Origin of the sequence: Oecophyllibacter saccharovorans, from assembly GCF_006542375.1 — a bacterium.
In the GTDB taxonomy this organism is placed as follows: Bacteria; Pseudomonadota; Alphaproteobacteria; order Acetobacterales; family Acetobacteraceae; genus Oecophyllibacter; species Oecophyllibacter saccharovorans.
Map to the genome: position 1 here is coordinate 1165021 of NZ_CP038143.1, position 23039 is coordinate 1188059.

The 23039-nt window shown below is 62.9% G+C and carries 18 protein-coding genes; 10 read left to right on the forward strand and 8 right to left on the reverse strand.

Annotated elements, in window-relative coordinates:
• Positions 1-197 precede the first annotated feature (197 nt).
• The 4 genes from E3E11_RS05060 (at position 198) to E3E11_RS05075 (ending at position 4594) form a co-directional block, all read left to right on the forward strand.
• Positions 198-488: a hypothetical protein gene (locus E3E11_RS05060; protein WP_141451445.1), complete on the forward strand. Its 291-nt coding sequence runs from the start codon at positions 198-200 to the stop codon at positions 486-488.
• A gap of 312 nt (positions 489-800) precedes the next feature.
• Positions 801-2060, forward strand: coding sequence for a phosphoserine transaminase (locus E3E11_RS05065; RefSeq protein ID WP_141451446.1), 1260 nt, complete (start codon positions 801-803; stop codon positions 2058-2060).
• Positions 2057-3220, forward strand: a complete 1164-nt coding sequence (locus E3E11_RS05070) for an ATP phosphoribosyltransferase regulatory subunit (protein WP_141451447.1) — start codon at positions 2057-2059, stop codon at positions 3218-3220. Before E3E11_RS05065 ends, E3E11_RS05070 begins: the two co-directional genes overlap by 4 nt.
• Positions 3221-3301: 81 nt before the next feature.
• A complete protein-coding gene (locus E3E11_RS05075) occupies positions 3302-4594 on the forward strand; it encodes an adenylosuccinate synthase (protein ID WP_141451448.1) in 1293 nt (430 codons plus the stop codon).
• Between the two features lie 52 nt (positions 4595-4646).
• Here the strand turns inward: E3E11_RS05075 and ftsY are convergent, their stop codons facing one another.
• The 3 genes from ftsY to dapF all read right to left on the reverse strand — a co-directional run bounded on the left by ftsY (position 4647) and on the right by dapF (position 7809).
• Positions 4647-5570 carry a signal recognition particle-docking protein FtsY gene (gene ftsY, locus E3E11_RS05080; RefSeq protein ID WP_141451449.1) on the reverse strand — a complete coding sequence of 308 codons (924 nt, stop codon included), beginning with the start codon at positions 5568-5570 and terminating at the stop codon, positions 4647-4649.
• Positions 5571-5602: 32 nt separating this feature from the next.
• Positions 5603-6820, reverse strand: coding sequence for a MiaB/RimO family radical SAM methylthiotransferase (locus E3E11_RS05085; protein WP_231119033.1), 1218 nt, complete (start codon positions 6818-6820; stop codon positions 5603-5605).
• Between the two features lie 89 nt (positions 6821-6909).
• Positions 6910-7809 (reverse strand): diaminopimelate epimerase, encoded by a 900-nt coding sequence (gene dapF, locus E3E11_RS05090; RefSeq protein WP_141451450.1) that lies wholly within the window; start codon positions 7807-7809, stop codon positions 6910-6912.
• Between the two features lie 136 nt (positions 7810-7945).
• Here dapF and E3E11_RS05095 point away from each other — a divergent pair, with 136 nt between their 5' ends.
• Together E3E11_RS05095 and E3E11_RS05100 are read left to right on the forward strand one after the other, a co-directional pair.
• Positions 7946-8587, forward strand: a complete 642-nt coding sequence (locus E3E11_RS05095; protein WP_141451451.1) for a class I SAM-dependent methyltransferase — start codon at positions 7946-7948, stop codon at positions 8585-8587.
• A gap of 174 nt (positions 8588-8761) precedes the next feature.
• Positions 8762-10738 (forward strand): DEAD/DEAH box helicase, encoded by a 1977-nt coding sequence (locus E3E11_RS05100; RefSeq protein WP_141451452.1) that lies wholly within the window; start codon positions 8762-8764, stop codon positions 10736-10738.
• A 108-nt stretch (positions 10739-10846) separates the two neighbouring features.
• On the opposite strand, the gene E3E11_RS05105 is transcribed toward E3E11_RS05100, so the two are convergent.
• Positions 10847-11641 carry an SDR family NAD(P)-dependent oxidoreductase gene (locus E3E11_RS05105; RefSeq protein ID WP_141451453.1) on the reverse strand — a complete coding sequence of 265 codons (795 nt, stop codon included), beginning with the start codon at positions 11639-11641 and terminating at the stop codon, positions 10847-10849.
• A gap of 146 nt (positions 11642-11787) precedes the next feature.
• On the opposite strand from E3E11_RS05105, the gene E3E11_RS05110 reads away from it, so the two are divergent.
• Together E3E11_RS05110 and clpB are read left to right on the forward strand one after the other, a co-directional pair.
• Positions 11788-12366 carry a YqgE/AlgH family protein gene (locus tag E3E11_RS05110; RefSeq protein WP_407938669.1) on the forward strand — a complete coding sequence of 193 codons (579 nt, stop codon included), beginning with the start codon at positions 11788-11790 and terminating at the stop codon, positions 12364-12366.
• A 304-nt stretch (positions 12367-12670) separates the two neighbouring features.
• A complete protein-coding gene (clpB, locus tag E3E11_RS05115) occupies positions 12671-15259 on the forward strand; it encodes an ATP-dependent chaperone ClpB (RefSeq protein WP_141451455.1) in 2589 nt (862 codons plus the stop codon).
• 104 nt (positions 15260-15363) lie between these two features.
• Here clpB and E3E11_RS05120 read toward each other — a convergent pair whose 3' ends face one another.
• On the reverse strand, positions 15364-16245 hold the full coding sequence (locus tag E3E11_RS05120) for an N-acetylmuramoyl-L-alanine amidase-like domain-containing protein (protein WP_141451456.1): 882 nt from the start codon (positions 16243-16245) through the stop codon (positions 15364-15366).
• 46 nt (positions 16246-16291) lie between these two features.
• On the reverse strand, positions 16292-17383 hold the full coding sequence (locus E3E11_RS05125; RefSeq protein WP_141451457.1) for an MBL fold metallo-hydrolase: 1092 nt from the start codon (positions 17381-17383) through the stop codon (positions 16292-16294).
• 192 nt (positions 17384-17575) lie between these two features.
• Between E3E11_RS05125 and E3E11_RS08570 the strand changes: the two genes are divergently transcribed.
• Positions 17576-18304 (forward strand): hypothetical protein, encoded by a 729-nt coding sequence (locus E3E11_RS08570; RefSeq protein ID WP_231118835.1) that lies wholly within the window; start codon positions 17576-17578, stop codon positions 18302-18304.
• A gap of 82 nt (positions 18305-18386) precedes the next feature.
• Here E3E11_RS08570 and clpA read toward each other — a convergent pair whose 3' ends face one another.
• Positions 18387-20669, reverse strand: a complete 2283-nt coding sequence (gene clpA, locus E3E11_RS05135; protein ID WP_141451458.1) for an ATP-dependent Clp protease ATP-binding subunit ClpA — start codon at positions 20667-20669, stop codon at positions 18387-18389.
• A gap of 22 nt (positions 20670-20691) precedes the next feature.
• Positions 20692-20991 carry an ATP-dependent Clp protease adapter ClpS gene (gene clpS / locus E3E11_RS05140; protein WP_231119034.1) on the reverse strand — a complete coding sequence of 100 codons (300 nt, stop codon included), beginning with the start codon at positions 20989-20991 and terminating at the stop codon, positions 20692-20694.
• A 716-nt stretch (positions 20992-21707) separates the two neighbouring features.
• Here clpS and E3E11_RS05145 point away from each other — a divergent pair.
• Positions 21708-22790: a D-alanyl-D-alanine carboxypeptidase family protein gene (locus tag E3E11_RS05145; RefSeq protein ID WP_141451460.1), complete on the forward strand. Its 1083-nt coding sequence runs from the start codon at positions 21708-21710 to the stop codon at positions 22788-22790.
• The last annotated feature ends 249 nt before the right edge of the window (positions 22791-23039 follow it).

Below are 23039 nucleotides of genomic sequence, written 5' to 3' on the forward strand. Positions count from 1 at the left end.
CGCTTTTTGCGGGCGTGCTTGCAGCAGGGGGCGCTGTTTCCTTGACGTTGCGCGCCTCTTCCTACTACTTCTGCACAATCAACCGTCACGTTCCGTGTCCGGATGCCAGGTGTCTGGCACGACCGGCAGACGGAACGGGGATCCCTTTACGCATTGAGGCCGGCAGCTGGCCGAAGGATGAATTGATGAGCGCGAACATGACCGACGAGAAGGCCCTGCGTCACCTGGCTTCTGAACTTTCCACCCTCTCCAAGGACTTCAACCACCTGCGCAATAAGGCCCTGGAAGAGCACCATGCCGAACGTACCCCGCAGGCCGGGGCGTTTGAAGTGGAAAGCGAGACGCTGGATGAGGCCATCAACCAGCTGGAACAGATTGAAAACGAACGCAAGGCCGGGCCGCTTTCCGCTGACTCTGAAAAGAAGGTCGCGCTGCTGCACAAACTCGTCACCGACATGAAAGGCAAGCTGCCTGTCGACAGGAAGTAAGCTGCTTCCACGCCTCAGGCCTGCAAAGCCTGAGACACGGTAAACCCCTGTTCCGGTCCGATCGCACCTGTTTCTGAAGAGCTGTGTGTGAGAGGGGCGGACGGGGTTTTTCAGTTTTGGGGAGGACGTTGGGAAGCCGCCATGCCCGATCGGACTCTCCTTTGCTTGGCGTCCAGCCCAGCTTGACGTCCGATAGGGGGCGTGTCACCACAGGGAACGTCACTGCGGGCCTCTCTATCTGAGAGAAAATATCCGAAACACCTTGCGCGCAGCGCAGGACCCCTGCTTTCATTGGCGGATCTCTTCTTCCCCATGTCTTTCCCCAAGCCTGCCCTCCGGCCGGCACGCCCTTATTTTTCCTCCGGTCCCTGCGTCAAGCGGCCCGGCTGGAGCGCGGAGGTTCTAGCCTCAGCGCTGGTAGGGCGGTCGCATCGCTCGCCTGAGGGGCGGCAACGGCTTCAGGAAGTGATCACGCGCTCCAGAGACCTGCTGGGCATCCCGCAGGACTGGCGCGTGGGCATCGTGCCTGCTTCCGATACCGGGGCGGTTGAAATGCTGCTCTGGGCGCTGGCCGGCCAAGAACACAGCCGCCCGTCTGAAGCCCCAGGAAACGCAACAGATCTGAAGCCGAAATCTTCCAGACGTTCCATGGACGTGCTGGCTTTTGAGAGTTTCTCCGCCTCCTGGGCCCAGGATGTCAGTGAAGCCCTGGGGCTGGAAGAGGTCCGGACCCTGAGCGCGCCTTACGGCCAGCTGCCCGATCTCACGCAGGTGAACTGGAACCATGATGTGGTGGTGACCTGGAACGGCACCACATCAGGCGTCTGCCTGCCGGGGCCTGACAGTATTCCCGCCCATCACGGGGGCCTGGTGATCTGCGATGCCACCTCTGCCGCCTTTGCCATGGATCTCCCCTGGGAACGCCTCGATGCGGTGACCTGGTCATGGCAGAAGGCGCTGGGCGGTGAAGCGGCGCATGGTATGGTGGCGCTGAGCCCGCGCGCTGCGGCGCGACTGGAGGAAGGGGCGGCGCGACCCCTGCCCAAGATCTTCCGCCTGACGAAAGGCGGCAGGATGATCGAGGGCATTTTCGCCGGTGATACCATCAACACGCCTTCCATGCTGTGCGTCGAGGATGCGCTTGACGGTCTGCGCTGGGCTGAGCGCATCGGGGGCCTGCCCGCCCTCAGGCAGCGCGCGCGCAAAAACCTGGCGCTTGTCGCGCAATGGGTGGCGCAGCGGGAGTGGATAAGCTTTCTGTGTGAAACGCCTGCCCAGCGTTCCTGCACCTCGATCTGCCTAAAATTCACAGCGCCATGGTTTGAAGCGCTCAGCAGGGCGGACCAGGCCGGGGCTGTCAGGCATTTCACCGGTCTTCTGGCCGCTGAGCAGGCCGGTTATGATCTGGCAGCCCATCGTGACGCCCCGCCCGGACTGCGGATCTGGGGCGGGGCCACGGTGGAGGCAGCAGATATCGCAGCCCTGCTGCCCTGGCTCGACTGGGCCTATGCGCAGACGCGCAGGGCCTTTGCAACTGACGTCCTGCCTGAACTGAAGGAGCCAGGCGCATGAATCCGCTGACCGACCGGCCCAGCCCGGCCCTGTTGCCCATGGGCTTTGTGGATCTCCTGCCAGGAGAGGCGGAAGCGGAGGCGGCCGGCATTGCAGGCGTGATGGAGATTTTCGCCCGTCATGGCTACGAACGGGTGCGACCGCCCCTGCTGGAATATGAAAGCAGCCTGCTGAGCGGAGCCGGTGAGGCGCTGGCAGAGCAGAGCTTTCGGCTGCTCGATCCTGCTTCCCACCGCATGATGGCCCTGCGGCCTGACATGACCACGCAGATCGCCCGCATGGCTTCAGTGCGGCTCAGCGACCAGCCGCGCCCCCTGCGCCTGTCCTATTCTGGCGACTGCGTGCAGGTCGGCACGGCCGGGCGTGAAACGGACCGTCAGGTGCCTCAGGTAGGCCTGGAGCTCATCGGTCCCGACCTGCCGGCGGCAGATGCGGAAGTTGTGGCCGTGGGAGCGGAAGCGCTGGATTTCCTGGGAATTGACGGGATCTCCTTTGATCTTTCCATCCCAGCTCTGGTCTGGGCGCTGCTTGAGGAAGTGCCTGCAGCCCAGCGCGTGCCGCTGGTCAATGCGCTGGACCGCCGCGATGCGGCAGCTGTTGCGCAACATGCCGGTGCGCAGGCAGGTCTTTTCCTGGCTCTGATGCAGGCTGCAGGCAATGCCGACAGCGCGCTGGAGAAGCTGGAACAGCTCGACCTGCCAGAGGCGCTTGCCGGTCATGTGCAGCGTCTGCGCGCCAGTATCGAGGCGATCGGAAAAAGGGTGCCTGGGCTGAAGCTGACGGTCGATCCGGCTGATTTCAGGGGGTGGCGCTATCATACAGGCATCTGCATGACGGTGTTTTCCACCCGCTCGCGTGAAGAGCTGGGGCGCGGCGGGCGTTACCTGGCCGGCAATGAGCCTGCCTGCGGGCTGACCCTGCGTCCTCAGGCGCTGCTGCGGGTGGCACGCCTGCCGGTGCCGCGCCCGCGCTGCCTTGTGCCTGAAACCCTGCCCCAGGCAAGCCGGCAGGCTTTGCATGAGGCCGGTTATGCCACCGTGTCCGCCCTGGCAGCGCCCGAAAGCCCTGGCGGGGAGAGCCTGCCGGAAGCGATGCGCACACTGGCCCGCAAGCTGTGCTGCAGTCACGTATGGCAGAACGGAAAGGTTCAGGTCCTGTAAAGGACAAGTGGGAAACGAGTTTTTTGAGCAAGCCGCGCCAGAATGGCAAGGCGGGCATTTCGTGTGGAGAGTGCAGAACAGATGTCCAACGTAACCGTGATCGGCACCCAGTGGGGCGATGAAGGCAAAGGCAAGATCGTCGACTGGCTGGCCAGCCGGGCTGATGTGGTGGTCCGTTTTCAGGGCGGCCACAATGCCGGCCATACGCTCGTGGTGGGCGATCAGGTCTACAAGCTGTCGCTGCTGCCTTCAGGCCTGGTGCGTGGCAAGCGCGGCGTGATCGGCAATGGCGTGGTGGTGGACCCCGAAGCCCTTCTGGCCGAGATCGACCGCGTCTCGGCGCAGGGCCTGAAAGTGACGCCCGAGACCCTGGCTGTCTCTGAAACCGCGCCCCTGATCCTGCCCTTTCACGGTGCGCTGGACCGGGCGCGTGAAAAAGCGCGTGGCAGCCACAAGATCGGCACCACCGGCCGCGGCATCGGCCCCGCTTATGAAGACAAGGTGGCACGCCGCGCCATCCGCCTGTGTGACCTGGCCGAGCCGGAAACGCTGGACTGGAAGCTTGACGAGCTTCTGCTGCATCACAATACCCTGCTGAAAGGCCTCGGCGCGCCGACCTACACCAAGCAGGAACTCCTGGACTGGCTGGCCGCCATCACGCCGCGCCTGCTGCCTTACGCCCGCCCGGTCTGGGACGACCTTGATGAGGCCGGGCGCAAGGGCGAGCGCATCCTTTTCGAAGGGGCGCAGGCGGTGATGCTGGACGTCGATCACGGGACCTACCCGTTCGTTACCAGTTCCAACACAGTTGCGGCCACGGCGGCCAGCGGCAGCGGCATGGGGCCCAAAGCCATCGGTTTCGTCCTGGGCATCGCCAAGGCCTATACCACCCGGGTGGGCGAAGGGCCTTTTCCTTCAGAGCTGTTTGATGATGTCGGCCGCGGTCTTGGTGAACGCGGTCATGAATTCGGCACTGTGACAGGGCGTCCGCGCCGCTGTGGCTGGTTTGACGCGGTCATGGTCAGGCGCGCGGTGCGGGTCGGCGGGGTGACCGGCCTGGCCCTGACCAAGCTGGACGTGCTTGACGGCATGGAGGAAGTGGCGATCTGCGTCGGTTATGAGCTGGACGGCAAGCGCCTGGACAGCTTTCCCTCCGCGCCGGGGGCGCAGGCGCGGGTGAAACCGGTCCTGGAGAAAATGCCCGGTTGGTCGGAAACGACCGCAGGCGCGCGCAGCTGGGCTGAACTGCCGGCCAATGCCGTCAAGTATGTGCGCCGCATCGAAGAGCTGACCGGCGCACCCGTGACCCTGCTTTCTACCAGCCCGGAACGTGACGACACGATCCTGATGCAGGATCCTTTCGTCGCCCGCTGAGAAGGCGGTGAGACGCGTGTCCTGCAAGTGCCGGGATAAAGCGCTTCAGAGCCTACTCTTCTGGCTCTCCAAGCGTGGAACCGACCAGCCCGCGTGCGTAGTCTTCAGCTGAGAAGGGACGCAGGTCTTCCGCCTTTTCCCCGACGCCCACCAGGTGCACGGGCAGTTTGAACTGCTCGGCCAGGGCCACGACAATGCCGCCGCGCGCCGAGCCGTCCAGCTTGGTCACCACCAGCCCCGTGACATCGACGAGCTCCCGGAAAACGCGCACCTGCTCAATGGCGTTCTGGCCGGTCGTGGCGTCCAGCACCAGCAGGACGCTGTGGGGGGCGTCGGGGTCGAATTTCTTCATGACGCGGATGATCTTGGCCAGCTCTTCCATCAGCGCGCTCTTGTTGTGCAGGCGTCCGGCCGTATCAACCAGCAGGATGTCCGTCTGCTTTTCCGTGGCGCGTTTGAGGCCGTCATAGGCCAGGCCGGCCGCATCGGCACCCGGCTTGCCGGCAATGACTTCAGCACCGGCCCGCTCGCCCCAGACCTGCAGCTGCTCCACCGCTGCCGCGCGAAAGGTGTCTCCGGCCACCATCATGACCGACTTGCCTTCCTCACGGTAGAGATGGGCCATCTTGCCGATGGTGGTGGTCTTGCCGGTCCCGTTGACGCCGACCACCAGCACCACATGCGGCTTTCTGCCCGGATCGGGGGTGAAGGGCACGGCCACAGGCTGCAGCACTTTGGCGACTTCAGTGGCCAGCGTGTTGCGGATCTCCTCGCCCGTCACCTGCTGGCCGAAACTGGTGTCGCGGAACCTGGAGATGATGCGTTCCGCCACGCTGGGGCCGAGATCGGCGGCAATCAGCTCATCTTCCAGTTCCTCCAGGGTCGCGTCATCAAGAAGGCGCTTGGAGAACAGGGCGCTGAGCTGGGCGTTGGACCGCGAGAGGCCCTCTTTGAGTCGTGAGAAAAATCCTGCCATGGCTCAAGAGATGTCGCCGGGCCCCGGAGACGTCAAGGGTGCGGATCTCCGGGGCGAAGGCTGAGAGGCACGCCGTGAAGTTTCCCGTCTGCAACCCGGGTGACGCGGAAGCGATGGAGCTTTTCCGGCTGCAGGCCTGCCGGGATACCGGGGCGCTCGGGAGAGAGGGCATCAAGCTCAAAGGCGGCGAACTCGGGCGTGTGGCCCCTGGTCGGCGTTTCCATCAGCACTTCGGTTTCGCGGCCGACAAAGCGGGCGAGGAAAGCATCGCGATTGGTGTAGCCCAGCTGGCGTAGCCTGGCGGCACGTTCCTGGCGCAGGGCGCGAGGAAGGGCCGGCATGCGCGCAGCTGGCGTGCCGGGGCGCTCGCTGTAGGGAAAGACGTGCAGAAACGGCAGGCCGAGTTCTTCAATGAACCGGTAGCCTTCTTCAAACAGCGCGTCGGTTTCGGTGGGAAAGCCCGCGATCAGGTCAGCGCCGAAGCCGGTATCGGGCCTCAGCCTGCGGACTTGCTGCACCAGCTTGCGGACATTTTCCGTCAGGTGCCGGCGCTTCATGCGCTTGAGAATAAGGTCTGCCCCGGCCTGCAGGGAAAGGTGCAGGTGCGGCATGAAGCGCGGTTCTTCAGCCAGAAGCTGCCAGAGTGCCCGGTCGCCGATGTGGATATCAAGCAGGGTGGGATCGATGGAGGAGAGGCGCAGCCTGGCGATGTCGGGAACGCTGTCCAGCAGCGTCTGGCAGAGCGCGCCCAGCGACCGGCCGCTTTCCTGCCAGGAGGCGATGTCCACCCCGGTCAGGACGAGCTCGACATGGCCGGCTTCAGCCAGGGCGCGGGCGCGGGTGATAATTTCGTCTTGCGGCAGGCTGCGTGCTGCCCCGCGCCCGAAGGGGATGATGCAGAAAGTGCAGCGGTGGTCGCAGCCCTGCTGCACCTGCAGCAGCGCACGCGTGTGGCGTGAGGGCGGCAGGCCGGGAGCGGCCCCTGCCTCCACGCCCCAGCTTGCCGGGTTGAGCTTGGTGCCGTTGGCCACCACCTGGCTGACGCCTGGCAGGGCGCGCCAGGAATCGGGCGCGCGTTCTGAGGCGCAGCCTGTCACGATGATGCGCGCCTGGGGATTCTGGCGGTGGGCCCGGCGGATGGCCTGGCGCGCCTGCCGCTCGGCTTCCGCGGTGACGGTGCAGGTGTTGACGATGATGGTCGGAGGCGCGTCAGCCCCCTCGCGGCGTGCCAGTCGGGCGTAATGGCCCATGGCATCGCTTTCATGCGCGTTGAGCCGGCAGCCGAATGTCAGCAGGGAAACCGTTTCGTCTTTGTCAGAAATATTGTCCTCACCGCTGCTCACAGCCCTGGCCCTCGCTGTCCTGACCAGGAGGTGGCAGCGGGATCAAAAGTGCCGCTGAAGACTTTCACCGCCGGTCCGGTCATTTCCACCGTGCCGCTCTGCCCGTCCGTCCCCTCGTGCCAGGTGATCTCCAGGCTGCCGAGTTCCATCTCCACCCTGCAGTGCCGCTCCACCAGGCCACGGCGCACGGCATTCACAACCGCAGCACAGGCGCCCGAGCCGCAGGCGGGCGTCAGCCCCGCTCCCCGTTCCCAGACGCGCAGGCGCATATGGCGTGGCGAGAGGATTTCGGCAAAGCCGATATTGGCGCGTTCGGGAAAGAGGGGGTCTTTTTCAAGCATGGGCCCCAGAAGGGCTGCGTCCTCAATGACGTGGAAAAGCGTGGCGTGCGGGTTGCCCATCGAACAGGCCGCTCCGTCCAGTTTTTCTCCCTCTTTCACATGGTCCGTTGCGCGCGGCGCGTTGAGCGGCAAGGCGCGCGTGTCACAGGGTTCCGAAAGCGGCACGTCCTGCCAGGCTGTCAGGGGCCTTCCCATCTGGACGCGTATCTCTCCGCCGGGCAGGCAGGTGGTGGGCAGCAGGCCGTGTTGTGTCTGCAGGGTCGGGCTGCCTCCCAGCAGGGCAGCGACACAGCGCGAGGCATTGCCGCAGGCGCCTGCTTCTGAGCCGTCAGGATTGGAGAACCTGACCTGCACATCCGCTCCTGGCCTGCTTGGCGCTGCAAGGGTCACCAGCTGGTCACAGCCGATGCCGGTGCGGCGGTCGCACAGGGCTGCGATCTGGCGCGGGGTCAGGGAGGACGGGGCGCTGCTGTTGCCGCCCTGGGCCTCTGCACGGAAATCGATGATGACGAAATCGTTGCCGAGTCCGTGCATTTTGGTGAAGGCAAAGCTCATGTCGTGCCTTATAAAGGGGTTGAAAGACCGCATCCAGCCACGCCATCAATGGCGCCTGTGCGCGGTCCGGCATTCTGTCCGGGCCGTGGTCCTGATCCCCGTTCTGCCATCACTCTGTTTCCAGGAGCTTCCGTCCATGACCCTGAAGGGCCTTCATGAAAAAGCCTTCACCCAGGCCAGCAGCGAACCGGACGCCCAGTTCTTCGCCCAGCACAATCCTGAAACCCTCCTCGATCTCGGGGCGCGAACCGCCATCACCGCTCTCTACCGGACCAGCCTGCCCGTGGGCGGGCGCACGCTTGATCTCATGTGCGGCCCAGACAGCCACCTGCCGGAGGATGCGACGTTTCAGGAATTCATCGGGCTTGATGTGTGCAACAAGCTGATGGATGAGAACAAGGCGCTCAACGGGCGGGCGATCGTGGATCTCAACGCCCAGCCCAGCCTGCCCTTTTCGGAAAACAGCTTTGACGGGGTGCTGCTGTGCAACGGTCTGCCTTATCTGACCCAGCCGGAAGCGGTTCTCAAGGAGGTGGTGCGCGTTCTCAAGCCGGGTGCACCGCTCATCCTTACGTTTAATGACCGTTTTTTCCCCGCCAAGGCGACGGCGATCTGGCAGGCCCTGGAGCCGGCTGACCGCGTGCGCCTTGCAAGCGCGCTGATGAATTCCGCAGGACTGGGCGAGCTGGACACCGGTGAAGTGACGCCGCCTGAAGACCTGCCCGGCTGGCAGGATACGGTGCATGCCGTCATCGGCCGCAAGCCCCAGGCGAGCTGAGACGGCCTGAAACCGCGCTTCTGCTTGGGGAATAGTCTCTGGCAGGGGCGGGCAGATGTGGAAAAAAGGTTATTTAGTGGCGTTGAGCGTGAGAGACAGCTAGATTGAACCATATCTCCTAAAGGCTGCCGCGTTTCTGTGTGGCAGCGCGTGCAAGCCGATTGGTCAAAAAACATGCCTTTTCCCGATACTCATCCAGCCCTGACCCGTGCCCTTCAGGCCAAGGGGTATGAAAATCCCACCCCTGTCCAGGCTGCTGTCCTCAAGCCGGACCTCGAGAAGAAAGACCTCCTGGTCTCGGCTCAGACCGGGTCGGGAAAGACCGTGGCTTTCGGTCTGGCTGCTGCCCCGACCCTGCTGGGCGACAAGGACCGCCTCGGCGCGCCGGCAGCCCCTGAAGTGCTGGTCATCGCGCCGACGCGTGAGCTGGCGGGCCAGGTGCGCAACGAGCTGCAGTGGCTGTATGCGGAAACCGGTGCAGTGATCGCCCTGTGCATTGGCGGCACGGATGCCCGTCGCGAGGCGCGAATGCTGGAGCGCGGCGCGCATATCGTGGCCGGAACGCCCGGCCGGCTTTGCGACCATCTCGACCGCAAGCAGCTTGATCTCTCCAAAGTGCGCGTGGTCATTCTCGACGAAGCCGATGAAATGCTCGACATGGGCTTCCGCGAAGAGCTGGAGAAGCTGCTCGACGCCGCGCCTGCCGACCGCCGCACCCTGCTGTTCTCGGCCACCATCGCGCGTGAAATTGCGGCCTTGGCCCGCAAGTTCCAGAAAGACGCCGAGCGTATTGACGTCTCCAGCGGCCAGAAGCAGCACTCCGACATTTCCTATCGCGCCGTCGTAACGCCGCCTCATGAGATGGTGCCTTCGCTGGTCAACGTGCTGCGTTACTACAATGCGCCCACGGCCATGGTTTTTTGCAACACGCGCCAAATGGTCGGTGAAGTGCAGAAGGCCCTGCAGGAACGCGGTTTCGCTTCGGTGGCGATTTCCGGCGAGATGGGACAGAACGAGCGGACGCGCGCCATCGAGAGCCTGCGTTCAGGCCTGGCCCATGTCTGCGTGGCGACCGACGTGGCCGCTCGCGGCATTGACGTGCCGGCCCTGGGGCTGGTCATCCACGCCAGCGTTCCGACCTCTGTCGAAGCCCTGCTGCACCGCTCGGGCCGCACGGGGCGTGCAGGCCGCAAGGGCACCTGCGTGCTCATGGTGCCTTTCAATCAGCGCCGCCGCGCCGAACGCCTGCTGGCCCAGGCCCGCATCAAGGCGGAATGGGAGCCGGTGCCCACTGCTGCCCAGATCTACGCGCAGGATGCCCGCCACCTGCTCGACAGCCCGCTGCTTTCCCAACCGGCTGCACAGAGCACCGCGCCTGCCACGGAGGAAGCCGTCTCTGCTCCGGCCGCACCAGTGGCTTCTGAAGGGGCGGCTGTTGAGCACCAGCCTGCGGACATGACGGCTGAAAATGCCCCTTCCGAACAGACTGCTGACCATGCCCCTGCAGCCGAAACTGAAACCCCTGTCCCGGCAGAGGGGGAAGCTGCTGAGCATCACAGCACGGAAACGTCTGAACCCGGCACGGTGGAAAACACGCTGGCACCCACCGAGGCGCCTGAGGATATTGCCGAGCCTGATGAGCTGGTGCGTGAGCTGACGGATCATTACACAGCTGCCCAGCTTGCCAATGCGCTGGTGCGCCTGTACCGCGAGCGCCTGCCGCAGGTGGAAGATGTCCGGCCTGTCGCCGCTGATGCCCAGCGGGGTGCGCCTGCCGATTACAGCACGATGAAGGGCGCCTGGTACCGCATCGATGTGGGGCGTGAGGGAAAGGCTGATCCGAAATGGCTCATCCCGCTCATCTGCCGCATCGGGGGGATCCAGAAGCGCGATATCGGCAGCATCCGCATTTTCCCCACCTATTCCCTGTTTCAGGTCGCTGAAGACAAGGTGGCGCGCTTTGATTCCTGCCGCGCCGGGGCAGATGCTGATGAGCCCAAGATCTCACCCGCTTCCGCGCCGAAAGGGGGGTTCGCTCCCCGTGCCGGCCGCAAGCCTTTCCCCCCCCGCTCTCCCAAGCGCGAGCCTGCGCCCCGTCGTGCGCCGGGTGGTTTGAGAACAGGCGAGAAATCCAGCCGTCGCCGCAGCTGAGGCTGGAGCAGCCAGGAGCGAGTCTCTTGGGCCGGTCAGCATGAAGGGGCCGCCTTCCATGGAAGGCGGCCCCTTATGTTTGTGCAGATGTTTATGGCGCTTTGAACCTCAGACATCCCGCGCGACCGCTAGGCCGCCAGGCGCCTGGCAGGTCGGCATCATTTCGATGCGGTTGACATTGACGTGCTCCGGCAGGCTGAGAAGCCAGGAGACGGTTTCAGCAATGTCAGTGGCTGTGAGAGGCTGGGTACCTGCGTAAACCTGCCGGGCCTTGTCAGGGTCCCCAAGCCGCACGTCGCTGAATTCCGTGCCCCCGCACAGCCCGGGCTCCAGCGTGGTGACCCGCAGGCGGCTGCCGAGCAGGTCCGTGCGCAGATTGGCCATGAATTGCGCCACGAAGGCCTTGGTGGCGCCATAGACATTGCCGCCCTGATAGGGATAGATCCCCGCCGTGCTGCCGATGGCCATGAGATAGCCCCGGTTGCGCGCCTTCATGCCCGGCAGCAGGGCGCGTGTCAGTTCCACCAGGCCGGTCACATTGGTGGCGATCATGCGGTCCCAGTCATTCGGATTGCAGTCCTGTGCCGGACTGACCCCCAGCGCCAGGCCTGCATTGTTGATGAGAACGTCTATCTGCTGCCAGTCGGCAGGCAGGCTGCCGGGCAGGGCGCGCAAGGCTTCAATGTCCGTCATGTCAAGCTGGAGAGGCAGGAAATTGCCGCGCAGTCCAGGCGGCAGCCCCTGGTGGAAATCAGTCAGCCGTTCATACCGGCGTGCGCTGCCGATGACCCTGCAGCCCTCTCCAAGCAGTCGCCGGGCAATGGCCTGGCCGAAGCCTGCGCTGGCCCCGGTGACGAACACGGTTCTGCCGGCACCGTCTGGCTTCTGTGTCGGGACGTTCATCCTGTACCTCGCTCTGTAGCCCGTTGCAGAAAACTTCACGAAAAGCAGCGGCGCGGCCTTGTCAGAGCGTGGCACAGCACCCCATCCTTTCAGATATGAAAGCCTCTTTTATCTCTCCCCATCAAGATCTGACCGGGCGCCTTCTCGTGGCCAGCCCAGTACTGGCTGAATCCGGGTTCGGTCAGACGGTGATCTATCTGTGCAGCCATTCGCCGGAGACAGGGGCGATGGGATTGGTTCTAAACCGTAAACTGCCCTACACGGAGCTGACAGAGCTGCTGCGCCAGCTCGAGATCACCCCCAACCCTCCTAAGCGCCGCTTCCGCCTGGGCATGGGAGGTCCGGTTGAGCCGGGACGGGGCTTTGTCCTCCACAGTGCGGACTGGTCGGAAGGAGAAGACGATCAGGAGGATGAAAAGAAAGCTGAAACAGCCAAGACGGAGGCTGCAGGCGGCGCTCCGATGGCCGAGGTCAGCGCCAGCATCGAGATCCTGAAGGCCCTGGCCAAAGGGGGCGGTCCGGAGAAAGCGGCGATGTTCCTGGGCCATGCCGCCTGGGCGCCCGGGCAGCTCGAGGAGGAAATCCTCCACGGCAATGCGTGGTTCATCGCCCCTGCTACCGAGAACCTGCTTTTCGGTACGGATCAGAGCCGCAAATGGGAGCAGGCGCTGCTGTCGATCGGCCTCACGCCTGCAGCCCTCGGCCAGCAGGTCGGTGAAGCCTGAAGGCGCCGCGCCGGATTCAGGCTTCTTCCTGTGCTGGCAAAGACAGGTTTTGAACCCAGCCTGAATATGCCAGCCTGAATATGTCTGTACGCCCCTGAAAATTCACCTGGAAATCTTTTTTGCAGGCATGTGGCTGCGGAAAGGCAGTTTCGCGCGATGAAGGGTTGAAAAACCGGGGCGTATGGTCAGATAGTAAGGCAGGAATACGACCCCGGATGTCTGACCTCGGAGGGCTGTCCTCCGGCCGCTTTGCCACAGATCGGGTGAGGATCAGACCGGAATGCACTCGCACTAAGGAAAAGAGATGGATATCCAGAAATTTACGGAGCGTTGCCAGGGCTTCATTCAGGCCGCGCAAACGATCGCCCTGCGTGATTACAACCAGCAGCTGACCCCTGAGCATCTCCTCAAAGCCATGCTGGATGACGATCAGGGGGCAGCCGCCAGCCTGATCCGTGCGGCAGGCGGCAATCCTGAAGTGGTGCTGCGTCTCGATGATGAAGCTCTGGCCAAGCTGCCGAAAGTGCAGGGAAGCGGGGCGAGCCAGCCCCAGGCAACCCCGGATTTCGTGCGTGTTCTCGACAGTGCCGAGCAGCTGGCCCAGAAGGCTGGCGACAGCTACGTCGCCCAGGACCAGCTTCTGATCGCTCTGGCTGCCAGCCAGACTCCTGCCGGGCAGGCCCTGCGCGAAGGCGGTGCAACGCCGCAGGCGCTTGAAGCTGCCGTGGCCAAAATGCGCAAGGGACGTAAAGTGGATTCCGCCAACGCTGAAAACAATTTCGACGCTCTGAAAAAATATGCCCGCGACGTGACCGCCATCGCGCGTGCCGGCAATCTCGACCCCGTCATCGGGCGTGACGAGGAAGTGCGCCGCACCATGCAGATCCTGGCGCGCCGCACCAAGAACAACCCCGTGCTGATCGGTGAGCCGGGCGTGGGCAAGACGGCCATTGTGGAAGGGCTAGCGCTGCGTATCGTCAATGGCGACGTGCCCGAGGCGCTGAAGAACCAGAAGCTGCTCGCTCTTGACATGGGTGCGCTGGTTGCCGGCGCCAAATACCGCGGTGAATTCGAGGAGCGCTTGAAAGCCGTTCTGCAGGAGATCGAAAGCGCTGACGGCGAGATCATTCTCTTCATCGACGAGATGCACACCCTGGTCGGGGCCGGCAAGACGGACGGTGCCATGGATGCGGCCAACCTGCTCAAGCCGGAGCTGGCCCGTGGCGTGCTGCACTGCATCGGTGCCACGACGCTGGATGAATACCGCAAATACATCGAAAAGGACGCCGCCCTCGTGCGTCGTTTCCAGCCGGTTTACGTGGATGAGCCCAGTGTGATCGATACCATCTCGATCCTGCGCGGCATCAAGGAGAAATATGAGCTCCACCACGGGGTGCGCATCACGGATGCGGCCATTATCGCCGCGACCACGCTCTCCAACCGCTACATCACCGACCGCTTCCTGCCTGACAAAGCCATCGATCTGATCGATGAGGCCGCCAGCCGCGTGCGCATGCAGATGGACAGCAAGCCTGAAGAACTTGATGAGCTGGACCGCCGCCTGATCCAGCTGAAGATCGAGCGCGAGGCAATGCGCAAGGAAGAGGATGATGCTTCCAAGGAGCGTCTGAAGAAGCTGGAGCAGGAGATTGCCGACCTCCAGGAAAAGGCCGATGCGATGACGGCCACCTGGCAGGCCGAAAAGGACCGGCTCGGCAAGGTGCAGAAGCTCAAGGAAGAGCTGGACCGCACGCGTTCCGAAGCTGAGATTGCCCAGCGCGAAGGCAATCTGCAGAAAGCGTCCGAGCTGGTGTACAGCAAGATGCCGAAGCTCGAGAAGGAGATTGCCGACGCTCAGAATGCTGAGGCGGATCTGGCTGAGAAATCCGGCCTGTATATCGACACCGTCACCGATCAGGGGATTGCGGCTGTCGTCTCCCGCATGACGGGCGTGCCGGTCGACAAGATGATGGAAGGCGAGCGCGAGAAGCTTCTGAACATGGAAGAGAAGCTGCGCGAGCGCGTCGTCGGCCAGGATGTGGCACTGGTGGCTGTTGCCAATGCCGTCCGCCGTTCGCGCGCCGGCGTGCAGGATCCCGACCGTCCGCTTGGCTCCTTTCTCTTCCTGGGCCCGACCGGCGTCGGCAAGACCGAGCTTGCCAAGTCTCTCGCCGCCTTCATCTTCGATGATGATCACGCCATGGTCCGCATCGACATGAGCGAGTTCATGGAGAAGCATGCGGTCGCCCGCCTGATCGGCGCGCCTCCGGGCTATGTGGGTTATGAGGAAGGGGGCGTGCTGACCGAAGCCGTGCGTCGTCGTCCTTATCAGGTCATCCTGTTTGACGAAGTCGAGAAAGCCCATGAGGACGTGTTCAACATCCTTCTGCAGGTGCTTGATGATGGCCGTCTGACTGATGGCCAGGGCCGGGTCGTGGACTTCCGCAATACCATCATCATCCTGACCAGCAACCTGGGCTCGCAGTATCTGGCCAACCAACCCGATGGGGCTAAGCCTCAGGAAGTCGAAGAACAGGTGATGGAAGTGGTGCGGGCGCATTTCCGCCCTGAATTCCTCAACCGTCTGGATGAGGTCATCCTGTTCTCCCGTCTGCAGCGCGAGCACATGAGCCGTATCGTCGACATTCAGCTCAAGCGCCTGCGCCAGCTGCTGTCCGAGCGCAATATCGAGATCGCCCTGGACAAGTTTGCCGAGGAATGGATCTCCACCACCGGTTACGATCCGATCTACGGTGCCCGCCCGCTCAAGCGCGTCATCCAGCGCGAAGTGCAGAACCCCCTGTCTCAGAAGCTGCTGGACGGTTCCATCAAGGATGGTCAGACCGTGCATATCTCAGCCAATGACAAGGGCCTGACCTTCACAGCCAAATAAGGCGTTCGAGATTTCCCCGCCTCGTGCGGGGAGCCTGCCTGAATATGGAAGCGCTGCCTCTCCTGAGCCGGGAGGCAGCGCTTTTGTTTTGCCGGCCTGGAAATTCAGTCCGTCAGCTGGCGCAGGCGCAGGACGACGAGGCCGAAGCGTTTTCTCATGTGCATGTAAGCGTCCAGCGGGGTATCGCTCACGCAGCGATGGGCAGGAAGGGAAGAGGCGTTGCGGAACAGGACGCCTTTTTCCGTAACGATCGCAAAACCGGTATGGGTGACATCCAGCCCGGCCTGCGGCGTGTAACTTCCCAACAGGTCACCGGTTTTGAGCTCTCCCAGCACATTCGGGGTCAGGGCCGAAACGGGCAGCCAGTCCACCTGCTGCAGGAAGACCGGCACGTCCGCAAGCCAGAGCGTGCCGTTCTCGCGTCTGTTGAGAGCCTTGATGGTGGAATGGCAGTCAGGGCTCAGGTGCCGGCTCACGCTGTCAGCGAGGCGCGGGGCAGGATGCAGCCAGTCACTGAAAAAATGCCGCCGCGTCGGCCAGGAAACAATTTCATTGAAATAGCGGATCTGCACCAGCCAATGCAGAAAGCTCTGCATGTCTTGTGCAAAGGTAAGCGCCGTGACGTATTCGAGGTAGGAGAGACAATCCACCCGTGTCAGATCGACTGTAAGGACTTCTGGCCTGCCTGGCCCGCCCCCCAGCCCGTTCGCGCCATAAGGTGTGCCGAGCAGTGCTGCACTTATGGTTTCAAGCCGGCGCCGGGTGCCGGATTTTTCCGGCAGGTCCAGCAGGCTCTGCACGAGCTCGCGGTTATGGGGCGTCATCTCCAGCCGGAAGGGCAGAGTGGGAGACCCGTTTCCAGGCGCCGGATAACGCGCTTGCTGCCCCCGGCCTGAAAGGGGCCAGAGCCCCAGGCTTCCCAGGGCACTGCCCAACAGAACGCGGCGTGGCAGATGGGGATTCCGGGGCGTGGCAGGCTCTGCCAAGGTTCTTGCAGGGCTTGTGCGCAGAAAAAAACGGAGGAGGCGTCGATCAGACGAGATAGCGTTCACCTTGCCGGGCCATCAGAAAATGCACGCCGAGGTCATTTCCCTCATTGAGTTCCTTCTCAATCGTCTCAACAGGATGGGCATCGCGTGCGAAGGTTTCCTTAACATGCGTGCAGATGACATTGAGCCCTTCAAGGGGCCGTTCCCCGCCGCAGATGTCAGCCAGCTGGTGCAGGCTGGCCAGCAGCAGTCGCGGTGTCAGATGGGCGCGCAGCTGGGTGACGGGCTGGCTGTTGGGGTAAGTGGTCTCGATCATGAGGCCGTGCAGGCGCCTGGCGCGAATAGTCGGGGCGACATGGTGCCAGAGCGTGAGGAGTTGGTGTTCCCCGCCAGCCTGATCATGCTGCGTGTCTCCCAGATACAGCAGCTTCTGGCCGTCGCTGTCGAGAAGAAAGGCCGTGGAGGTGAGGTTGCCGTGGCTGAGGGGCCAGGCCTGAAGGCGGAAGCTGGTATGGGGAATTTCCTGCACCTCGCCTGGGGTCATGTCGCGGTAGGTGTATTTCCCCAGGGCCGGCCGGGCACCCATATTGCCCATGTTGCCCCAGATCTCGTTGTTGAAGAGATTCTCGGCAATCAGCTTGCGCGTCTGGGGGAGCAGGTAGATGGGCTTGGGCGTGTCGTCAGGCGACGTGAGCACCAGGCCTGCCACATGATCGAGATGGGCATGGCTGATGCAATAGGCACGTATGGTTTCAGTCAGGACCCGTCCGGCCAGGTCCAGGGGGGAGTCCGGGTCCGGTGGCAGAGGAATATCGTCCAGGGCGCCGCTGGCCTGGGCCAGCTTCAGGCCGTTGCCGACGGTTCCGGCATCGCACAGCACGGCTTCATTGCGGTTGAGGGGGCGGATCATATAGGCACTCAGATTGCCGTCGATGATGCCGCTGCGACTTCCCAGAGCAAGAATTTCAAAATGGGGGTTTGGGTCCACGTAGGTCGGGCCAGCAGAAGCGGCTGGTTCACGCGCACCCGAACGTGCGGCGCCTGGCAGGCGATGGGGACGGACCCCAAGCCAGCTCTGCAACCAGCTTTCCAGTTTCAGGCTGAGCTCGGAAAGTGGATGCATCTTCTGCGTCATGGGGCTACTCTCCTGACAAATGACCGAGGTCCTGCCCGAGCCTACTCTTTTTCCCAGCTGCTAAACAGGGTCGCTGAACAGGGAAAGATGGAAGAGCTTAAGGGTAGAGCGCGCTCAGACCCCTTACAGACAGCCCGTTTCGTGCGTCTTTCTCATTCCGGTTTCAGTCTTCCAGAGGATCATGTGACTGCCATGACCGATAATCGTTTCCCGCTTTTCTTCCAAAGCCCTTCTCGTGGGCGCAGCTGTACCCGGGCCAGACGGGCTGCGATGAAGCGGGGCGTGGCCTTTCTGGCGGGATGTTTTCTGCTTCTGGGCGGGGCCGCCCACTCCGCGCAGGCATGGGAGTGGCACGCCCGTGACCGCGGCTGGACCAATGACCGCCCGGCTTACGACCTGAACGATGCATTGCCCCGTCATGAAAGGTCTTATGAGAACAGCCAGAGGGAAGGGGGTGCTCAGAGTGCGGGCTACCCGGCGGGTGCCACCATGCCGGCCCAATGCGACAATGCGCAGTTCCTCAAGGACCGTGAGAGTTTTTCAGCCCAGACCGACAGCTCGGTCTGGAGCTTTTTCACGACCGAGCGTACAGAAGGGCGCGAGCACAGGCATATGGACAAGCCGGAGCATATCTGCGGGGTTGTGATGAAGGTTTTCCGGGCCCGGCGCAGCCGCAGCGGCTGGCACGGCTATTTCCTGGTCAATCTCGGCAACACCGCCCCCATCCGCATCGTGGCCAATCTTGATGAGATGCAGGCGCCTGCCTGGCCCTGGGTCAGGCCGGGCGACCAGATCGAGGTGGAAGGCAGATATTACTATGACAATGCCCACCAGCAGGGGATCGACTGGACCCATTACGGTACCAGCCGTTCCTGGCCGTGGGCAGGGTTTGTGGTGGTGAACGGGCAGCGATATCAGTAAGAAGCTGACGCGCTGGAACCGACCCGCTGTAAAAAAGGCCCTCTCCAACCGAAGAGGGCCTTTTTCTTTTCAGTTCAGGGTTTCAGGGCGTTTCAGCAGGTTCGAGCGCTTTCCGGTCAAGCACGAGCTCACCGTTTTCCACCCGGGCCGTAACGCTTCCGCCCTTGGCAAGCGCGCCGAACAGAAGGTCTTCAGCCAGGGGCTTCTTGATCCGCTCCTGGATCAGGCGTCCCAGCGGTCGGCCGCCCTGCTGGCGGTCATACCCGTTTTCAGCCAGCCAGTCGCGTGCATCCGGCGTCAGCTCCAGGGTGACGTTTTTGGCAGCCAGCAGGGTCTCGAGCTGGGCGACGAACTTGTCCACAATGCGCCGCACCGTTTCAGGCGCCAGTGGGGCGAAGGGAATGACCGCGTCCAGACGGTTGCGGAATTCCGGGCTGAACAGGCGCTTGATGGCCTCTTCATCCTCTCCCTCCCGGCTGGAACGGGCGAAGCCGATGGCCTCGCGCGACATGTCGGCAGCTCCTGCATTGGTGGTCATGATCAGCAGCACATTACGGAAATCGACCGTCTTGCCGTTGTGGTCGGTCAGCTTGCCATGGTCCATCACCTGCAGGAGGATGTTGAACAGCGCCGGATGCGCCTTCTCGATCTCGTCAAGCAGCAGGACGGCATGCGGGTTCTGGTCCACCGCATCGGTAAGCAGCCCGCCCTGCTCGAAGCCCACATAGCCAGGGGGCGTGCCGATCAGCCGGGAGATGGAATGCGGCTCCATATATTCCGACATGTCGAAACGCAGGAGCTTCACGCCCAGGGTCTTGGCCAGCTGGCGCGCTGCTTCCGTCTTGCCCACCCCGGTGGGGCCGGAGAAGAGATAGCTGCCGATGGGTTTTTCCACTTCCCGCAAGCCTGCACGCGACAGGTGAATGGCACTCGAGAGCGCGGTAATGGCACTTTCCTGGCCGTAAACCGCCTGCCGCAGATGTTCAGGCAGTTCCCTGAGCGCTTCGCGGTCGTCATTGGAGACGTGACGGGGCGGGATCTGGGCGATCTTGGCCACCACCGCTTCCACATCCCGCAGGGTGACCGTGCTCTTGCGGCGGCTTGCCGGCACGAGATGCCGTGCTGCTCCCGCTTCGTCGATCACGTCAATCGCCTTGTCGGGCAGGCGGCGGTCATGGATGTGGCGGGCCGCCAGCTCTACCGCGCCCTTCAGGGCAGGCCCGGTATAGCGGATGCCGTGGTGCTTCTCATAACGCGTCTTGAGGCCCTGGAGGATGCGGATGGTATCCTCCACTGAAGGTTCCGCCACATCCACCTTCTGGAACCGGCGGGTCAGCGCCGCATCCTTTTCGAAATGCTGGCGGTATTCCTGATAGGTGGTCGCCCCGATGCAGCGTAGCTTGCCGGCAGCCAGGGCGGGTTTGAGAAGATTGGCGGTATCCATCGCCCCGCCCGTCGTGGCGCCGGCGCCCACGAGCATGTGGATCTCGTCAATGAATAGCAGGGCGCCAGGCTGTTTTTCCAGAGCTGCCAGGACAGCTTTCAGACGCTCCTCAAGATCGCCGCGGTAGCGCGTGCCCGCAAGCAGGCTGCCTAGGTCCAGGCTGTAAAGCGTGGATTTCTGCAGCACTTCAGGCACTTTACCCATGACGATACGGCGCGCCAGCCCTTCAGCGATGGCGGTTTTGCCAACACCCGGCTCGCCTACAAGCATGGGGTTGTTCTTGGTGCGGCGGCACAGGATCTGCACCACGCGTTCCACTTCCGCCTCACGCCCGATCAGGGGGTCGACCTTGTCCTCTTTGGCGCGGGCATTGAGATCGGTGCAGTACAGCTCGAGCGGCCCGTTGTTTTCAGAAGCTTTGCCGTTTTCGGTCTCGCCTTCGCTGCGCTCGCCACCCGGCCTGCGGGACCCGGAGCTGCGTCGCGCGCTGCCCGGCTGGCCATTGGAGAGCGCGTGGATCGCATCCACGCGCGTCAGGCCGGCCTGTTCCAGAAAGTGAACGGCATGGCTTTCACGCTCGGCGAAAAGGGCCACCAGCACATTGGCGCCGTTCATGGTGCTCTGACCGGTGCTCTGGATGTGAATCGCCGCCCGCTGGATCACGCGCTGGAAGGCGGAGGTCGGCTGGGGCGGATCCTCGCGGTCGGGAAGGCGCAGGGTGGCCAGATCGTCCTCGACGAAATGCGTCAGGTCACGGCCCAGCCGCGCCACGTCAACGTGACAGGCGGACATGATGGCCAGGGCATCACGGTCGTCGCACAGGGCGAGCAGGAGATGCTCAAGAGTGATGAATTCATGCTGGTGCCCCGCGGCAAGCGCCAGGGCACGCTGCAGAGTCTGTTCAAGGTTGGAAGACAGCATGGTGCGTATTCCTTCGGGCCTTTCAGGCCTTTTCAAGCGTGCATTGCAGGGGGTGCTGGTTGCGTCTGGCTTCGTCCATGACCTGGGTGACCTTCGTCTCGGCTACCTCGTAGGTGTAGATGCCGCAGACGCTGCTGCCCCGGTTGTGGATTTCAAGCATGATCGCGTTGGCGGCAGCTGCATTCTTGCCGAAGTAGCGCCGCAACACGTCCACGACGAAGTCCATGGGGGTGTAGTCGTCATTCAGCATGATGACCTTGTACATGGAGGGATGTCCGGTACGCAGGCGGGGCCGGGCCAGCGTCGCATTCTCTTCAGCCATTTCAGGGGCTGCGTTCGAGAACGTTCTGCTGGTTCTGCCGCCGTGGTCCTGTGGTACATCCTTTCCGGTCATGTTCGCTCCCGTTAGCCTCCGGACCGACCCCATGCCGGTCCTGCCTGCTTTTGGTCATCCTGCTTATCGGCTCCCCTTGCGGGTTTAGGTTTCCCCGGTTTTCAGGCCTTGCGGCTGAATTCCTGCACTCTGTGCCCAGGCAGTGTATCTGGTAAGCGGAATTGAATCCGCAATCCCGCAATACGGCCTGTAAGGGCAGGGGATAAGCAGTCTTGTGCTGGCCTGCTGGTTTACAGGTCGGCGTGGTTGAAGTTGATGTCAGGTTTGTATATGGGGCGCAGCCTGCAGCTTTAAAGAGGACAGCCCAACGGCCCCACTTCTTTCTTTTTCCTCCCGGCCTTCAGTCGCTGCCACCCTGGCTGCAGCTGGGCCCAGCCTTGAGGCTCTTGGCTCACGTGCTTTCCGGGAGCCATGTTCAGCGAGGGATTTGCGGAAAGGATAACAAGAAATTTTGTGGACAGCGGGGGCCTGGGCTGGCTAGGCTTCACGGACTCGACCTCCTGCGGTCGCCGAAAGCGTCTTTTTCTGTTTTTTCGCAGCTTATACTTATACGCGTTCCAGCCAGATGGGATCCGTGCGGAAAAAGATCAGGGCGCGACCGCCGAATGGGCTGAGAAAGTGAGTTCAGGGAAGGTTTTCAGCGCATGCGTCTGTCCATACGGTCTGTTTTTATGGTTTGTGCCGCACTGGTTGCAGGAGCGGGGGGCACGGCGCGGGCTCAATATGCCGGTCACATCTCCAGTTTCGTGATGAATGCCAATACCGGCGATACCCTGTCGCAGAATGATGCCGACCTGCAGCGTTATCCTGCCTCCCTGACCAAGATGATGACGCTCTACCTGACCTTCCTGTCCTTGCAGCAGGGGCGTATCACGCTTGACCAGCGCATGCCGGTTTCCATCCATTCCGCCATGCAGGAGCCCTCCAAGCTCGGCCTGCGGGCCGGTAGTGAACTCACGGTGGAGGAGGGGATCCTGGCTCTCGTGACCAAGTCCGCCAATGATGCCGCCTGCACGCTGGGGGAATTCCTGGGCGGGGGCGACGAAGTGCGCTTCGCTGATCTGATGACGCGACAGGCGCGTGCCCTTGGCATGTCCAATACAAGCTTCCGCAATGCCTCAGGCCTGCCTGATCCCGATCAGGTGACCACGGCGCGCGACATGGCGCAGCTGGCTTATCACCTCATCAAGGACTTCCCGCAATATTACAGCTATTTCGGGATGCCGAGCTTCCGCTTTCACGGACGCCTCATTCCCAACCATGACCCGCTGCTCAAGACCTATGCGGGTGCCGACGGGCTGAAAACCGGTTATACGGGTGTGGCCGGCCATAACCTCGTCAGCTCGGCCCAGCAGGGCGATACCCGCCTAATCGGTGTGGTTCTGGGCGCGCCTTCCAACAATACGCGCAACCTGACGATGATGGCTCTGCTTGATAACGGCTTTTCCGCTGCCGGTCAGACGCCGCTGCCGCACATGCATGTGCCGGCCATGCGCGGCAGCTCCTTTGTAATGGCCCGCTACAGCGGTTACGGCCGCAGCCTCCGCTATAGCAGACTGCCCATCGGCCAGCGCGTCATTGTGGCGCGTCGTGCTGCAGCCATGGCCAGCCGGGCCCATCATCTGGTGCTGCCTGCCCATGGGGGCATCCGACTGGTCGCTTATCGCCCCCATACCGTGAAGTCTCCTGCCCCCCATCGTGCGCCTGTACGTCGCGGGCATCATTAAACTGACTGAGAGATCTGCCTGAAGGCCCTGGCGCAGAAGTGCGGTGGTTGCCACACCGCCCTCATCTTTCTCAGCGGCTCGGAAAACGTAATTTTCGCACCGGCGTTGATCATTGGCGCGCAGCGGTGTGGAAAGAAGGGAAATTCAGGCAGGAAATGGTCCTGCACAGCCAGGCAGGGGTTGCGTCAGGCGCAAGGGTTGCACATCCTGAACGCCTTTCCATCCATTTCCTGCGCCGGTTCCGGCCCA

Excerpts from the sequence above, each read along its gene's own strand:
- E3E11_RS05060 (WP_141451445.1), top strand. The coding sequence starts at position 198 with ATGACCGACGAGAAGGCCCTGCGTCACCTGGCTTCTGAACTTTCCACC.
- E3E11_RS05065 (WP_141451446.1), top strand. The coding sequence starts at position 801 with ATGTCTTTCCCCAAGCCTGCCCTCCGGCCGGCACGCCCTTATTTTTCC.
- E3E11_RS05070 (WP_141451447.1), top strand. The coding sequence starts at position 2,057 with ATGAATCCGCTGACCGACCGGCCCAGCCCGGCCCTGTTGCCCATGGGC.
- E3E11_RS05075 (WP_141451448.1), top strand. The coding sequence starts at position 3,302 with ATGTCCAACGTAACCGTGATCGGCACCCAGTGGGGCGATGAAGGCAAA.
- ftsY (WP_141451449.1), bottom strand. The coding sequence starts at position 5,570 with ATGGCAGGATTTTTCTCACGACTCAAAGAGGGCCTCTCGCGGTCCAAC.
- E3E11_RS05085 (WP_231119033.1), bottom strand. The coding sequence starts at position 6,820 with ATGGGCCATTACGCCCGACTGGCACGCCGCGAGGGGGCTGACGCGCCT.
- dapF (WP_141451450.1), bottom strand. The coding sequence starts at position 7,809 with ATGAGCTTTGCCTTCACCAAAATGCACGGACTCGGCAACGATTTCGTC.
- E3E11_RS05095 (WP_141451451.1), top strand. The coding sequence starts at position 7,946 with ATGACCCTGAAGGGCCTTCATGAAAAAGCCTTCACCCAGGCCAGCAGC.
- E3E11_RS05100 (WP_141451452.1), top strand. The coding sequence starts at position 8,762 with ATGCCTTTTCCCGATACTCATCCAGCCCTGACCCGTGCCCTTCAGGCC.
- E3E11_RS05105 (WP_141451453.1), bottom strand. The coding sequence starts at position 11,641 with ATGAACGTCCCGACACAGAAGCCAGACGGTGCCGGCAGAACCGTGTTC.
- clpB (WP_141451455.1), top strand. The coding sequence starts at position 12,671 with ATGGATATCCAGAAATTTACGGAGCGTTGCCAGGGCTTCATTCAGGCC.
- E3E11_RS05125 (WP_141451457.1), bottom strand. The coding sequence starts at position 17,383 with ATGACGCAGAAGATGCATCCACTTTCCGAGCTCAGCCTGAAACTGGAA.
- E3E11_RS08570 (WP_231118835.1), top strand. The coding sequence starts at position 17,576 with ATGACCGATAATCGTTTCCCGCTTTTCTTCCAAAGCCCTTCTCGTGGG.
- clpA (WP_141451458.1), bottom strand. The coding sequence starts at position 20,669 with ATGCTGTCTTCCAACCTTGAACAGACTCTGCAGCGTGCCCTGGCGCTT.
- clpS (WP_231119034.1), bottom strand. The coding sequence starts at position 20,991 with ATGGCTGAAGAGAATGCGACGCTGGCCCGGCCCCGCCTGCGTACCGGA.
- E3E11_RS05145 (WP_141451460.1), top strand. The coding sequence starts at position 21,708 with ATGCGTCTGTCCATACGGTCTGTTTTTATGGTTTGTGCCGCACTGGTT.